General features: G+C 45.6%; 12 protein-coding genes. 4 read left to right on the top strand and 8 right to left on the bottom strand.

Features of this window, described 5'->3' with window-relative positions; genetic code table 11:
• Nucleotides 1-34 precede the first annotated feature (34 nt).
• The 7 genes from IEY67_RS20860 to tpx all read right to left on the bottom strand — a co-directional run bounded on the left by IEY67_RS20860 (nt 35) and on the right by tpx (nt 11,726).
• Nucleotides 35-1,318 carry an MATE family efflux transporter gene (locus IEY67_RS20860; RefSeq protein WP_122376358.1) on the bottom strand — a complete coding sequence of 428 codons (1,284 nt, stop codon included), beginning with the start codon at nt 1,316-1,318 and terminating at the stop codon, nt 35-37.
• Between the two features lie 217 nt (nt 1,319-1,535).
• Nucleotides 1,536-3,608: a BT4734/BF3469 family protein gene (locus tag IEY67_RS20855; protein ID WP_183672268.1), complete on the bottom strand. Its 2,073-nt coding sequence runs from the start codon at nt 3,606-3,608 to the stop codon at nt 1,536-1,538.
• Between the two features lie 156 nt (nt 3,609-3,764).
• The gene (locus tag IEY67_RS20850; RefSeq protein WP_183672267.1) at nt 3,765-4,151 is read right to left on the bottom strand and encodes an HU family DNA-binding protein; all 387 of its coding nucleotides are present in this window, start codon (nt 4,149-4,151) and stop codon (nt 3,765-3,767) included.
• Between the two features lie 361 nt (nt 4,152-4,512).
• On the bottom strand, nt 4,513-6,120 hold the full coding sequence (locus IEY67_RS20845; RefSeq protein WP_183672266.1) for a RagB/SusD family nutrient uptake outer membrane protein: 1,608 nt from the start codon (nt 6,118-6,120) through the stop codon (nt 4,513-4,515).
• A 34-nt stretch (nt 6,121-6,154) separates the two neighbouring features.
• On the bottom strand, nt 6,155-9,247 hold the full coding sequence (locus IEY67_RS20840) for a SusC/RagA family TonB-linked outer membrane protein (protein WP_183672265.1): 3,093 nt from the start codon (nt 9,245-9,247) through the stop codon (nt 6,155-6,157).
• Nucleotides 9,248-9,713: 466 nt separating this feature from the next.
• The gene (locus IEY67_RS20835; RefSeq protein ID WP_183672264.1) at nt 9,714-10,931 is read right to left on the bottom strand and encodes an MFS transporter; all 1,218 of its coding nucleotides are present in this window, start codon (nt 10,929-10,931) and stop codon (nt 9,714-9,716) included.
• A gap of 291 nt (nt 10,932-11,222) precedes the next feature.
• On the bottom strand, nt 11,223-11,726 hold the full coding sequence (gene tpx, locus IEY67_RS20830) for a thiol peroxidase (protein WP_122363330.1): 504 nt from the start codon (nt 11,724-11,726) through the stop codon (nt 11,223-11,225).
• Between the two features lie 159 nt (nt 11,727-11,885).
• Here tpx and IEY67_RS20825 point away from each other — a divergent pair, with 159 nt between their 5' ends.
• From IEY67_RS20825 to IEY67_RS20810, 4 genes are all read left to right on the top strand, one after another.
• Nucleotides 11,886-13,157 carry a DNA recombination protein RmuC gene (locus IEY67_RS20825; RefSeq protein ID WP_183672263.1) on the top strand — a complete coding sequence of 424 codons (1,272 nt, stop codon included), beginning with the start codon at nt 11,886-11,888 and terminating at the stop codon, nt 13,155-13,157.
• Between the two features lie 37 nt (nt 13,158-13,194).
• The gene (locus IEY67_RS20820; RefSeq protein ID WP_183672262.1) at nt 13,195-13,572 is read left to right on the top strand and encodes a diacylglycerol kinase; all 378 of its coding nucleotides are present in this window, start codon (nt 13,195-13,197) and stop codon (nt 13,570-13,572) included.
• A gap of 61 nt (nt 13,573-13,633) precedes the next feature.
• Entirely contained in the window at nt 13,634-13,810 is a 177-nt protein-coding gene (locus IEY67_RS20815) for a DUF4250 domain-containing protein (RefSeq protein ID WP_122352368.1), read from the top strand.
• Between the two features lie 34 nt (nt 13,811-13,844).
• Nucleotides 13,845-14,411 (top strand): phosphatase PAP2 family protein, encoded by a 567-nt coding sequence (locus IEY67_RS20810; RefSeq protein ID WP_183672261.1) that lies wholly within the window; start codon nt 13,845-13,847, stop codon nt 14,409-14,411.
• 99 nt (nt 14,412-14,510) lie between these two features.
• Here IEY67_RS20810 and IEY67_RS20805 read toward each other — a convergent pair whose 3' ends face one another.
• The gene (locus IEY67_RS20805) at nt 14,511-15,761 is read right to left on the bottom strand and encodes an ABC transporter permease (RefSeq protein ID WP_183672260.1); all 1,251 of its coding nucleotides are present in this window, start codon (nt 15,759-15,761) and stop codon (nt 14,511-14,513) included.
• Between the last annotated feature and the right edge of the window lie 5 nt (nt 15,762-15,766).

Genomic DNA, 15,766 nt, shown 5'->3' with positions numbered 1-15,766 from the left:
ATATCCGGATTTTTTATTTCAAAAAAGGCAGGTGTTATCGATGGTAATGCCATAACATCCATTGCATAAATCCTCGTAACGATAAATAAATCAGGAATGCCATCCATAATGCATGGTTTCCCATTATTCCGTAAAACAGATAATAGACAACGAAGAATGTTCCTGAAGCGACCAGCATCGAATAAAGCATCAGGCGGGTAGCCGTAGCCCCGATCAGGATGCCATCCCAAAGGAAAGCGGCAAAACCGGCCAATGGGATAGCCAGCACCCAGTAATAATAAGTTCCGGCAGCCTCTATGACTGTCGTGTCGTTGGTCAATAAACCCAGAAAGCCTTGACCGCCTATCATATACAGAATTGTAAAGGATAATGATAAACCCCATCCCCAACGGAATAATAGCCGGATCATCCTTTGTAATCCATTCCGGTTCTGTGCACCGACATAACGCCCTGTCATCGCTTCGCCGGCATAGGCAAAGCCATCCATAATATAAGAAAACAAGGTGAATAACTGCATTAATAAGGTATTGACAGCCAATACGACATCTCCCTGCCGCGCCCCTGTCGACGTGAAAAAGGTTGTGACAGCCACCAGGCACAACGTACGGAAAAAGATATCGCTATTTACCTGGAAGAAACGATGCATAGCTGTCCAGCCCAGGATCTCCCGCCAGCGAAAAGGAATTTTCAATCTTCCGTAATAACGTAGCCAAAGCAGTAAAGCCATAAATAGTCCGGCATATTGGGCAATCAGCGTACCCAATGCCACACCCTCGATCTTCATATCCAACAGATAGACAAAAGCCAGACTCGCCACGATATTCACTATATTTTGTGTAATCGCGATAAACATCGGGAAACGGGAATTCTGCATGCCGATAAACCACCCGGCAAAACCATACAACCCCAGTACAGCGGGTGCTCCCCATACACAGATACTAAAATAAACCGTAGCCAACTCGCGAACCTCGGCAGTAGCATCTATCAAAAGAAAAGCGACTTTCCGAATCGGATACTGAAGCAGTAACAGGCATAAAGCGATAAAAAGTCCTACTCCCACCGCCCTCAACAAAACACGGGTCACCTCGTTCAGATCACGTTTACCAAATGCCTGCGAAGTCATCCCACTCGTCCCCATCCGCAGGAAACCAAACAACCAATAGATTATATTAAACAGCATCCCTCCCACTGCGATCGCTCCGATGTAGGAAGCCGATCCCAGATGCCCCACAATGGCGACATCGATCAGTCCCAATAGAGGAACGGTTATATTTGAGACAATAGAGGGTATTGCTAGTTGAAGTATCTTTTTGTTCATATTACATCCTTATATTGACATGCAAAGATACAGATTTGTTTGCATTTTATCAGATTTGTATCATCTGCAACAACAATGCCGAACAGCTTTCATACAAATGTTTCACTTATCTCATCTGTCATCTGCAACAAATACACATAACAAACTATTGAACAACGAATTTACGGTTGCAGACTCAACTATTTATCTGCAACCGCATCTGCCACCTGTCACCCCTTTACTTTATTTTTACGACAGAATAGCAAGTACCGCGTCGGGTACGCCGGGAAGGATACTTGTTTTTCTGTAACAGGCGACCGAAATAAGATAACCGTTTATTCCCCAACTTCACACCACTCATCTTTTGCAGATAAAGGATTATTTCAATCGGAGAAAAACATTCACAATCTTCATCCGGCAAAGCGGGACGGAAATATTGCAAAAGCAATTGTTCTTCGACAGGCATTTGCTGAAAAGCCTCATTATTCTTTGTCGTCGAAAACTCTTCTTCGGAAGTAAACCAGTAACGCTCTCCGGAAGCTAAAGCGGCTGATGCCTGTGCATACAATTGCTCGTAATTTACCGTAGACGAATGATCGATCGTACCTGTTATTTCAATACAAATAAAACGCCGGCTTCCGGTCGGGTCGGATAATAAATCGTAATTATTGCAGGTCGCAATGAAAGAAGCATAACGATGCAGCGCATCGACACTCCGCTTATAAGGCTGACGGGCATTGACTACCGGCTTTTGAAGGACATGCTTCAAAAAACTCTGATAAGCGGAACTAACCGAGTCGAACTCGTCGATATTGATCAGTGCAAAACGACTTAACATCAACTCCGCATTTCGCTTGTTCCCGAAATCAATGCTATCGGTATAATATAGACGCAGGGAAGGAGGTAACAAATTCCGGCACCAGGTAGACTTGCCGCATCCCTGCGGACCTACCAACAATGGCAACGAACTGTTCGCATGCAAATGTTCGCGCCTGCGCCAATGCATAACCATACTCAGAAACCAAATATAAAACAAATCGCGCCAATCCGGATTAGCAGTCGGCAATGTATCTGCCAAAGCACGAATATGATCCTTTCCGTCCCAGACAGGCAAATGATCCAGAAAATCATCCAATGGGTGAAAGACCGGTGCGCGATCCGAATAAACATACCGTTTCACATCCCTGTCCCACAATGCCAACCCCTCCGCCTGAGCATTCAACCCGATACTATTCAATACGGTATCTGTTATCGGAGCAAACTGAATATAATAAGATCCGCGGGCACGAAACTCGACCTCCCCGGTCAGCATATTACGCCGGAATTCATAACGCCGCTTCATAAACTCAGCCGTTTTAACAGCCATCAATTGTTCCTGGGATACAATAAACTTCTTCCCGAAATTCCTGGATAATTGATAAGCCGTATGTATCGTTTCCCTTATTTCCTCTTCAAAAAAGGTCAGATCCTGGTATATCATCGTCCAACGAACAGCATCTTCTTCCGGGATACCCGAATGGAAACAGTTTTCAGCCAACCGGATCAGAAAAGGCCTGACCTCTCTCCCTTCATCCAGCCCTCCGGTCTTGTCCAACGCATCCTGTACACAGGCATTATACAAACGGGAAATAATATGGCTACGCTCATAACCCGGCATTAATCGCAGTAATGGGTCTTCATTTTTCTCAACCGCCTCCCTGTAGGTAATTTCAGAAGACAGCTGCATCGGTTGCTCCAATGTCAATGGGATAGCCGAAGGATTATAATAAAGTTCCGGATCATACGAGAACCTGCACCCTTGCTCCAAAGACGGATTTTCAAACGGAATATCACATTGTAACTGACCACGGTAATAATTCACCGTACGCCGGCAGGCTGCTGCATGAAACAATTCTGCCAACTCTTTCGTTTGCGGCAAAGAACCATCCGGCAGGGTAAACAGAACCAGTATTTTCACACTTTTCCCACTTGATCCGGTAAAAGCCGCCAGCGTCTGCGGAGCTTCAGAAGCTAATTTCTTTATCTTTTCCACTTCCCGGCGATCTGCCAGATTATTGACCTGTACCAAAACGACTCCATTGTACGAGCTGAAATACAGTTCATTCTCTTTTTTCCTGAACTTAGCAGCAAACAGTAAAACAGGGATCTTATCGGCATGGACATTTTTGCGACCAGGCATTATGCTTTTCAGTGACTCTCTCAACAATGCTATTTCTCTGCTATACTCTTCATTGGCCATCGTTGCCATTACAGCATCCAACTCTATATTTTTCAGCGACTTTCCATCACCTTTCATTTGTGTTACTTTCATAAATACCCTTTATTTTATTTGAGGTGTGTGACAGATAACAGATGCTGTTGCAGATAGCACCTCATCATCTGCCACACCTAATAAAATATCTTTCAGCCATCTACCAACAATAGTGGCAGATGACAGATAAATTCCCAAAACTTTATGTATAAACGATTATTTCAGCTTCGTGAATTCAATATCACTCAGCTTTTCTTTCAGTTTCGGACTGGGTTTAAAGCTGATACTTTTCAATTTGATCGATTCGGCACGTATTTTAGAAGGAACTTCCACTTCCCGGTTCGGTTGGGCGGTGATACTGAACGTACCCAAACCGTCTATTGTAACGGTATAGCCATCTTTCAGATGAAATGCAATCATACGGGTCAGGTTTTCGATCATTCCTTTCACTTCTCCATAGTTGAAGGTGCTGGCATCGGCCATCTGTTCTGCCAGGGCGTCGAGATTAACATTACCGTTGCTTACGGTGGTTACTGAGTACTTCACCTGCTCTTTATTGGTAATATTGTCATTGATTTTCGTGAGTTTGTACTTTACAGCCATGCGGTTCCCTTTCTTTTAGATTTAATATTACTACTAGTTATATCATAGCTTACCACCTTCTATATCAAAGGTTACAATCCGGTAATATCAGCCTGTACAGGATAGTCGATTATGGTGTATAGGATAATCGGATAAAGTGTACACCGTGGTCTGCCGAGGTGTAGAGGATGGCTTTACTAAGTCAGGACTAAAGATATAAAATATCGGGAGAAAAGCAATAGTTTTCGGTAGTATTCTTTCTAATAAACAGTGAGGAAGAGCTTTTCAGCCATACTGTCAAAGAAATGACAGCGGTTAAAACTCTTCCTCCGCTATATATAAAGGCGTTCCAAGTATTAAATGGCACGCAGAATCACACAGATCAATAGCCCGGATTCTGTTCCAGTTTCGGATTCTTATCTATGCTACTCTGGGGGATCGGCAAGTAACGGTTCTTTGCGGAGAACTGGCGGTTTTCGATGAACTCCGAGCCTTTTACGACAGCACGTTTGTAAGAATCCGTTTCATTGTAGTCGATAGTACCGGAAATACGGTTCAATGTACCGTTCAATACTGTCTCAGCCAGCATTTTATTATTGGCATCTTTCCAACGCAGAATATCAGCACGACGCAAACCCTCACCGGCAAACTCGACAGCCCGTTCGCGGCGGATCAGTTCACGCAATTGGTCTTTAGATGCATACTTCGCCCTGTCTACCACCGGCATACCTGCACGGGTACGGATCTGATCCAGATAGTCGTACACCTGAGCCGAAGGACCGTTCAACTCGTTTTCGGCTTCAGCATAAGAAAGCAATACCTCGGCATAACGGAATACGATCACACAAGCTCCGGTATTCCATACATTGGGATATTGTTCAAACGGGTCCAGGTATTTCGCCCAGGTAAGAGCCGTCTTGGAAGCATTGTCCGTATAGGTCGGATAGTTGATGTTCTTCCCGCCTTCCGGTGTCAGTTCGTCCAGTGTATTCAATACCTCACCTCTCCAGTCCTGTCCCGGGAACAGGATGGTCATTTCCATACGGGGATCGCGGTTGGCGAACGGATGAGCCGCATCGTACAGGCTCGACTCTTCCTTCGTTTTACCGTCCGTCATTTCATACATATCCACCAGGTTCTGAGTCGGAACGATAGACGACCAGCCGGCATCCTTGTTGTTATACATCTGGCCTATCGTACCCAGACCGAAGGTATTGGGAATACGTTGGTCGGCAATGATAATTTCTTTCGAGTCGACACCGGTCAGTTTGAACAGGTTGGAGAAATCAGGATCGAGCTCATACTGTTTCAGGTCGATGATAGCCTGGGCAGCCTCTTTGGCTTTCTGCCATTCGCCATAATACAAGGCTTCACGCATTTTAATAGCTAAAACGCCACCTTTGGCAATACGTCCGCGTTCGGAAGGAACCGTATTGATACCGGCCAGGGCATCATCCAGGTCCTGAGCGATCTGTTTACGCACTTCTTCTTCCGTATTACGGGGCACCTGGGCCTCCTCGGCCGTCAGGTAAGAGTCGATGATAGGCACACCGCCATACCACCAGTTCATCAGGAAGTATTTGTAAGCACGGATCGCCTTGGCTTGTGCGATCAGGTCTTTTTTCTTTTCTTCCGATTTGAACTCTACGTTATCGATATTATCGAGTACCGTATTACAACGGCGGATAATGGTAAAACTATAGAACGAAGCACCTGTATTGGAGCTTGACAAAGAGCCGTCTCCCCACGGACGCCATCCTTCCCAGGAGAAGTTGTTATACCCCAGATCGGAACCGCAATCCAGATACAGGATCGAGCCCGGATCCCACAAACCGTTATAACATCCTACCACAAAGCTTTCGGCATCGGCCTCTGTCTTCCAGGTAGTGGAAGGCGACAGGGCATCATGTGGAGCTGTATCTAAAAAGTCAGAGCAGGAGGCAGACAAAAGAGCTACTCCGGCCAATAAATATATAGATAATCGTTTCATAAAATTCAACTTATATTAGATAATCATTAATCATTTAGAAGGTAACATTAACACCGAATGAATGGGTTGTCGATAAAGGATAGCTCGACAAACGCGTACTTACAGTTTCCGGGTCTACATTCAACGGCATAGAGTCGAATGTTAACAGGTTTTCTGCCGAATAATACACTCTCAGGTTCTGGATACCTGCTTTTTCCAGGAGTCCTTTCGGGAAAGTATATCCCAACTGGGCCGTTTTCAGACGCAGATAGCTTGTGTTCATTACCCAGAAATCGGAGAAAACGACGGATGCTTCACTCGGTGACATACGGGCTTCCGCAACGCGAGGCATACTTGCGTTCTTATTTTCGGGTGTCCATGAGTCCAACCAGGCTGTCGACGGGTGGCCGGCACTCCCTGAGAATTCACCGAAAGCTTCTTTTGTATAAGCAAAACCGACATTCGCAGCACCTGTAAAGTTCAGGGTAAGGTCGAAGTTCTTATAACCGGCGTTCAGGTTCAGACCGAAAGTCATCACCGGGTCTTTTGTCTTATATAGTTCGCGGTCTTCAGCCGTGATCTTACCGTCGCCGTTCGTATCCACATACTTCAGGTCGCCGCCTTTGAACTTAAGACCGAACGGATAGCCGTCCTGTCCGGCATATTTATCCATCCAGGCCTGTGCTTCGTCATCCGACTGGAAGAAACCGTCGGTTCTGTACACATACCATGAATTGATCGGCGAACCGACCTGGCGCATGAAGTCGCCGTCTGCCATACGGTTTACACCGCCCAGGTTTTCAATCTTGTTCTTATTGTAGGCAAAGTTACCGACAACGCCCAGTTTCCAGTCGCCCCAGGTATTGTTGTAACCCAACTGGATTTCAACACCGCGGTTACGCATAGCACCGACATTGTCTTTGTAAGCTCCCAATGCAAATTCGGTCGGCACAGGTACTTCCATGATAATATCCGTCGTCTTACGATCGTAATAATCGAAAGTGAAGCTGATCTTATCATTGATTATAGCATCCAGTCCCAGCCCCCAGGTGGTCGACTTTTCCCATGAAAGGTCTTCGATCTTATAACTTCCCTGATAATAACCGGTTGTCAGCGAACCGCCCATCGGATAATTTGCCCCCAGGTTATAGGTATTCAGCCAGGGATAGAAGTCACCGCCGGTAGGTGTTCCGTCACTCAATGCATCCTGGTTACCGAGCATACCCCACGATCCGCGGATCTTCAGGCTGTTCAACCAGTCTCTCGTATTTTCCATAAAACTCTCTTCGCTGATACGCCATGCGGCAGAGAAAGAAGGGAAATAGCCCCAACGGTGTCCGGGAGCGAAGCGGGAAGAAGCATCCGAACGGAAATTGGCTTCCAACAAATACTTTCCGGCATAGTCGTAGTTCACACGACCGAAATAGGAAAGCATGGCTAGTTCGCGGGTAAAACCGGAGTTGGTTTGCGTTGCGGTAGCACCGGCATTCATATCGTCCAGTTCATTGTTCGGGAAGTTTTCGCGATACATATCATTATAACGTACATCGTATTGTTCGGTATGGTATCCCAACATTACTTTCAGTCCGTGTTTACCGAATGTCTTGTCGTAGTTCAACAAAGCATCGAAGTTATAACGTGTCCAGTTCGTGAAACGTTCTTCGAGACTGTTCGGACGGTTTGCCTGCGCCGGATCTTCGGCCAGTTTCATAACAAATGTCTTGAAATGTTGGTCATCATTTACATACGAGCCGGACAAGGTTGCTTTCAAGCCATCTATGATCTGATAGTCGACAGCCAGTGAACCAGTGAAGTTCTGGTTGTATTTATCGACCGTCTGCCCCGAGTTCAGCCAGGCAATAGGGTTTCCGTCATTCGTAGAACCGTAAGTTCCGTCTTCATTATAAATAGGGATCATCGGACTCAGAATATTCAACTGGCGAATGATCTGGTCGGACCAACCGCCGCCGTAGTTGGAGTTCGGGTCTTTATAGTCATTCTTGATATAAGCCATATTCAAACGGACGGTCAGTCTCTTGGTGATATTCATATCCAGGTTCGTACGGCCGTTAAACTGCTTACGTTCCGAATTGGGAAGAATACCGGTCTGTCCCAGATAGCCGACAGAGGCCATATACTTCGTGTTCTCATTACCACCGCTCACATTCACATTGTGTTTATGCAATACTCCCGTACGGTAAGCGGCATCATTCCAGTCGGTGTTCGGATGTCCGTATGGGTCGGAACCATCCTGGAACAGACGGATATCTTCATCGCTGTACCGGTGCGGTTGCCCGTTGTTATCGTCGATCCGGTTATACAGCATAGCATATTCGGCCGAACTTACACGGTCGATAACGGCAGTGGGACTCGATACACCGACATAGCCGTTGTAAGAGATGCGGGGAGCACCCGATTTACCTCGTTTGGTGGTTATCAGGATTACACCGTTAGATGCTTTCGAACCATAGATGGCTGCGGAGGATGCATCTTTCAGGACAGAGATACTTTCGATATCATTAGGGTCGACACTGTCCATCGAACCGCTTTCGATACCATCGATCAGGATATAAGGGGAAGCGTTGTTCAGGGTTCCGACACCACGGATACGGATATTACTACCATCCTGTCCCGGACGACCCTCACCGGCTGTGATCGTTACACCCGGCATCAATCCCTGCAATCCGGATGATACATTAGAGATGGGGCGATTGGTCAACTCGTCACTGGCCACAGATGCCACGGCTCCCGAAAGGTTGGCTTTCTGCTGTGTTCCGTAACCCACCACTACAACTTCATCCAGTTTTTGTGTATCCTCGACCAAACTGACTTTCAGAGAAGATTGCCCCGTATACTTAATCTCCTGAGTCAGATAACCGATGAAAGAAATCTGGATCACATCTCCGTTTCTGACGTCCAGAACAAAATTACCGTCCATATCGGTAACTGTTCCGTTCGTCGTACCTTTTACGACAACAGAAGCTCCGGCAACAGGGCCGAAATCATCACTCACTGTCCCTTTCAAACTTTTTTGTTGCTGAGAAATGTCAACTTTGGGAATTGCTGTATGACCGGATGCATAAGCTCCCCCGGAGCATAATGCAACAGACAATAGCATAAGGCTGACTGGTCTTGCGATTTTCAACATAACAATTGCTTTTTGTTTAATAATAATACTAGTAACTATATGAATTAGATCCAAGGAGCTGAAACTCACCACTACTTATAGATTACATATTTTCTATGGCATTCAGATTCTCACGTCTCTAAGGATTTAAACCACCAAACATAGTTCTGATAGAACTATTTTATATTTATGCTGCAAATATAGTATATTTTTTATTATAAATAGCTTATTGAAACAATTAAATTAATAATAGTCAATATTTAAGCTGGATAATGTTAATAATTAATCTAAGAAAATAAGTTAATCTTAAGTAGCGGTAGTTTTCAATTCCTTTTTGTTTATCTTATTGTATTTCTGGTCTTTATTGGTGTACGGCTTGCACTAGTTCTATCAGAACTATGTCATAAATGGCATTTATTATAGATATTCACCATCTACAATAAATGCCATTTTATACAATAAGTATTTTTGATTCTTCTCTGACAAGTTATGGAATAAAGCTATCTCGCAACTTTCTTATCGACGGTACGAAAAATGAAATTACCCCGATCATCCCGACCAGTACACCGCCAATTATAAAAGTATTCCCTATTCCGATATTATCAGCCAGAAAACCAGTACTCAATAATCCTATCATCGAAGGAAGAAGGCTGACACTCATATAAAACGAGAATACCCGCCCCATCACTACCGGATTGATACGGGTTTGCAGTACGGTAGTGAAGGAAGCCATATAAAGAGAACCGGATATGCCGCCAATGGCCGTCAACCCGACAAACAAAGGATATCCTGAAACAGGCAGGACACCAGACAACAAGAATGTAAATCCGAGCAGAAGATACATCCAGTTTATCAATGAGATCTCGTTCAGTTTAAACTTCTTGATCCCCAGAAAGGCTCCTCCCAGCAAAGCACCTATCCCCCAAGCTGCCTCGACCAAGCTGATCTGATAAGCATTCCCCGAATAGTGATTCAGTGTCATCAAAGGGAACAACACACCGACCGGCATAATAAAGAAAGTAGCCAGGATAGACAGGACAAACAACCACGACAATCCATTCTGCGCACGCACATCCGTATAGGCTTCTTTGGCTTCCTTCAATAGTTGTACCTTTTGACTTCTCTCTTCATTCTCCGGATCGGGAATCTTTACAAACAGAAGCGAAGTACAAGCCAATGCCGCCCCGATCACATCCAACAGCAATATATTCGTCATCTCCATAAAGGAAATAAAAAGTGCTGCCAGAGCAGGTCCAGCAATATTACAGGCCGACTGAATGATCTGATTGATCCCGGCTATACGGATCAGTTCCGACTTAGGAGCCAGTAAAGGTACGGAAGCCTGCATCGCCGGCATATGAAATGCCGATCCTACCGAACGCAAAGCCAGTAGGATATACACATGTCCGAGCTTCGCTACATCCAGATAGAACAGGACGGCAAGGATCAGCGTACAGAAAGCAATGAAGCTATCCGCCATGATCATGACCCGTTTCCTCTTCCAGCGGTCGACAAATATACCTGCAAACAACCCGAGTACCGACTGCGGAAGCATGGCGGCTATGGCAGCAAAAGCCAATACTTCAGCCGATTTAGTTTCAAAACTAAGCCATAAGATGATAGCGAAATTAACGATCGAACTGGTCAGGATAGAAAAGAACTGACCGATCCATATAATAGCGAATACTTTTTTCCAGTTATTCATAACTTCTTTTTAATTAAAATAAAATATGTAGAAAAGAGGGTTCCCCATAGCCATGACAGGGAATCGAAACGTAGGTTCAAAAGATAAGATGGCTCTTATCTATCGTTACACAAAGTAAACGAAACCAAATTTAGAAGTTATTGAACACATAAGATGATTTAATTTGATGCAATGATACGAATAAATTCCGAGATACCAAACTCTAAAAAAACGAAGGCTGCGGGATTCACATCCGACAGCCTTCTACACTAACCCTTAACTTTAACCAATGAAAAACAATAATCTACTTAATTAGTTTTTTAGCGAAGCGATTGCGGCTTCGTAATTCGGTTCGTTGGTAATTTCGGAAACAAGTTCCTCATAAACCACTTTACCTGCTTCGTTGACAACTATCACGCCACGGGCCAATAGACCTTTCAGCGGACCGTCAACCATCAGCATCCCGTACTTATCTTCAAAACATGAACACCGGAATGCAGAAAGTGTGATCACTTTATCGATGCCTTCCGTCGTACAGAAGCGTCCATGTGCAAAAGGTAAATCTTTTGATACGGCAAGTACCACAGTGTTGGGTAAAGAAGCGGCTTCTTTGTTGAAACGTCTCACCGAAGCGGCGCACACAGCAGTGTCCAGACTGGGAAATACGTTAATTACAACATTCTTACCTTTCAATTCTTTGAGAGATAATTCCGATAGATCACTTTTTACTCCTTTGAAATCCGGAGCCTCTGCTCCAACTGCCGGTAATGTACCGTTGGTATTTACTTCATTACCTTTAAATGTTATTTTTGCCATCTTTGTAGTATTTTATGTTTTACGTTAAAAGCGGCTCACAAATATAAGCGGCTTTGTATGACTAAAACAAAAGTTAAAGAATAATGTTTTTCCTTTTAACTCTTTTTAATTACTTGTTCAGAGAACAGTTTTTCTATCTTTGACGCAAAATTGAATGACATGGATTGGTTGATTATTTGTACATTACTTATCATCATTGTTTTACAGATCTTATTCCGTCCTAAAAAGGACAATACCGATACACAAAACGAATTGAAACGCCTGCTGGATGAAATGCAGCGTTCCTTCGAACGCATTGAAAAAAACTTCCGGGAGGACTTCCGCCTGAACCGCGAAGAAGGCCGCATCGTTGCCCGCGATAACAGGGAAGAGCTGACCCGTTCCATGAACGAATTTCGGGAAGCTTTCGACCGGGGGATCGCTTCCTTTAACAACCTGCAACGGGAAAAGTTCGCCAACCTGGACGAACAGCAGCGCATGTTGGTAGCAAACACCGAAAAACGTTTGGAGGAGATCCGTGTTACGGTAGACGAGAAATTACAAAAAACATTGAACGACCGGATCGGTCAGTCGTTCCGCCTGGTCACCGAACAACTGGAGAGTGTACAGAAAGGACTCGGGGAAATGCAGACACTGGCACAGGATGTAGGCGGCCTGAAACGGGTATTGAGCAATGTCAAGACACGGGGGAATATCGGAGAGATACAACTGAGTATGTTGCTGGAACAGATACTGGCTCCGGAACAATATGAGGCCAATGTTCATACCCGTAAAGGTTCGGATGCTGTCGTCGAATTTGCCGTCAAGTTGCCGGGACGGGATGATATACGCGAATACGTTTATCTTCCGATAGATGCCAAATTCCCGAAAGATATCTACGAACAGTTGCTGGATGCCTACGACAATGCCGATCCGCAGGCGATCGAGGCTGCCGGGAAGTTACTGGAAACGACGATCAAGAAGATGGCTAAAGATATTTCCGACAAATACCTGGCTCCGCCTGCGACGACCGATTTCGGCATCATGTTCCTGCCGTTCGAAGGTATTTATGCCGAAGTGGTACGCCGTTCTGCTTTAATGGAAGAGTTACAGCGTACTTACAAAGTGGTTGTAACGGGGCCTACTACGCTTGCCGCCATCCTGAACAGTTTGCAAATGGGTTTCCGCACACTGGCTATCCAGAAACATTCGGGAGAAGTATGGACCATTCTCGGTGCCGTAAAAAAGGAGTTCGAAAAGGTGAGCGGCATGCTGGAGAAAGCACAAAAGAACCTGCAAACGGCCAGCGGCCAGATAGAAGAAGTTCTCGGTACCCGTACCCGCGCTATCCAGCGAAAGCTGAAAGATGTCGATACATTGAGCGACCGCGAAGCTCGTGCGATCATTCCGGAATTGGGACCGTTGACAGAGGAAGAGGATACTGAATCATAAAAAATACCTATCTTTGTCACCTCAACAGGATAAACAGATGAAAAACGACGGTTTTACTTTCCGCAAACGGCTACGGAGTTTCCGGTATGCTTTCAATGGGATACGTTTATTGATTACCCGGGAACATAATGCCTGGATACATTGTTTTGTTGCTGTTTGTGTGGTTGTTGCCGGTATTTTGCTGGGACTGTCAGAAATGGAGTGGATCGCTGTCGTGATCGTGATCGGGGCCGTACTGGCTGCCGAAGCAGTCAACTCGGCACTGGAAGCGATAGCGGACTTCGTTTCGCCGGAATACAGTGAAGCCATTAAACGAACCAAAGACCTGGCGGCGGGAGCCGTATTGATCATAGCTATTGCCGCCGCAATCGTAGGCGGAATTATCTTTTTCCCTAAACTAATCGCTTTATGCTGAAACCAGGCGTTTTAAACAAAATAGAATCAATAACAGTTATTTAATTTAAATGATGAGAACAATGAAACTTCCCGAAGATCCGATGATGCTCTTCAGCGTAGTCAACATGAAACTGCGCGACCGTTATGCATCACTCGATGAATTATGTAGTAAAATGGACGTAGACAAAGATATGCTTGTCCACAAGTTGGCAATTGCCGGCTTTGAGTACAGTGCCGAGAACAATAAGTTCTGGTAACCTCCGTTTCTATATTTGCACTAACAATAAATATATGAAACGTACAACCTATCTCTTTGTCTTCCTCCTGGCCTTTATCGCCTGTTTCAACGGTCATGCACAAGAAGTCAAGTTAAGCGGTAGCCGGAAAGCCGTCCGCACCTCGGGCGACGTACTTGCCTGCCTGACTCCGGCAGCCAGCCTGGCGACGGTATTGATCTTACAGGACTGGCAAGGATTGAAGCAAGGAGCACTGGCTGGTGTAAGTACCGTCGGAATGACGTATGCCCTGAAGTATCTTATCAAGAAAGAACGTCCGGACGGCAGCGACAACCATTCCTTCCCTTCCATGCACACCTCGGTATCTTTTACCGGAGCAGCTTTTATCCAACGCAGATATGGTTGGAAATGGGGAATTCCGGCATATGCCGTAGCTACCTATGTAGGTTGGAGCCGTACGTATGCCAAGAAACATGACTGGTGGGACGTGGCAGCCGGAGCCGCTATGGGTATCGGCAGTGCCTATATCTTTACCCGTCCGTTCGCCCAAAAGCACAACCTGACACTCAGCCCGCTTGCCGGTGACAAGCATTTCGGTATTTATGCCTCGATGACTTTCTGACGCCACACGGCACAGACAAAAAACAGCCCGGACATGTATTCGCTACAGATCCGGGCTTTATTAGCTCTACGTGGCTAATGTAATTTATATGAGAAATAATCACTCGTAATGTAAAGCCTCCGCCGGCTGAAGGCGTGCTGCCTCATTGGCCGGATACCAGATTCCGGCAATGATCATCCCTACGATCAACAGGTAAGTGATCAGCATGCCTACGACAAAACGGAGGACCGTGTTATCCATCAGCACCGTATTCGTCAGATCCGCCAACATGATATTGACACAGATCACTACCGTCGGAATAAAGGCAAGAGTCAGCAACAAGATGCCTTCTCCCAGGACAGTGCTCCGCAGTTGGTTGCGAGTAGAACCTAATGCCATGCGAAGTCCCATTTCCCCCTGCCGCTGACGGGTACGGAACCAGAACGTACCGACTATCCCCAGAAATATATTGATCAGCAGGAAGAGCAGGATAGACAAACGGGTATTCATCTCTCCTTTGCCGTCACGTATGCCGTCCTCCCGTAAAACAGACAGGGGTGTGATACTCTGCAGATAAAGATTTCCAATCTCCACCTGATTACTATTCTCTTTCATAAAGGTATCGGCAAAATCCCTGTCCGCTTCCGGTTTTACCCTTACCGAGACTTCGGCCCAAGGAAGGAAATCGGCATTTATCGTTTTTATATCCCCTTCCCCCATACAGAGATAAACATTCGGTCTGGGTCGCTTGAATTCCGAACCACGCACAGTCCCGCAGATGGCTCCTACTTTAGTCGTCCAGGTATTATCACCGGAATAGACAATCTTTCCAAAGGCATCCTCCCCCTCGAATATCTTATCGGCTGCATCTTTTGTCAGGACAATGCTATTGGCAGTCACCCCCTCTCCCGGCTGCCGGTTACTTCCCGGTGCCGCAGGGATACGGTAGACATCAAAATACTCCGGTGTTACGTAATAGATGCGGCAAGCCGTCTTCTCCACTACCGTATCACGTCCCAAAGACATATAATTGTTTATATTGTTATACGGTACACCGAATCTCGACAAAGTAACAGCTTCCACCCCCGCATGCAGCCTGAGTCTGTTCATCGCATCCCACAGGTCCTCGCCTACAACTGCTGGATGCTCTTCGGGGGACAGATACCCTTCGGCACCTTCTTCGCGTGCACTGAACTGGAGCTTATAGGTATGGTCGATATCAAACCCCATAGGAGCATTGAAAGCATACAGTGTCACCAGCAAAAAATCGACTATGTACCACAAGCTAACGGCAACAAGCAACAGTTCACCGAACAACCAGCCGTTACTCTTCCGCTGGTTCCATATTTGTTTTAATATATGATTGATCATCTTCG

The sequence above is a fragment of the Parabacteroides faecis genome (assembly GCF_014647375.1).
GTDB lineage: Bacteria > Bacteroidota > Bacteroidia > Bacteroidales > Tannerellaceae > Parabacteroides > Parabacteroides faecis.
Note: the sequence above shows the minus strand (reverse complement) of the source record. Positions and strands in the feature narration are given on the sequence as shown.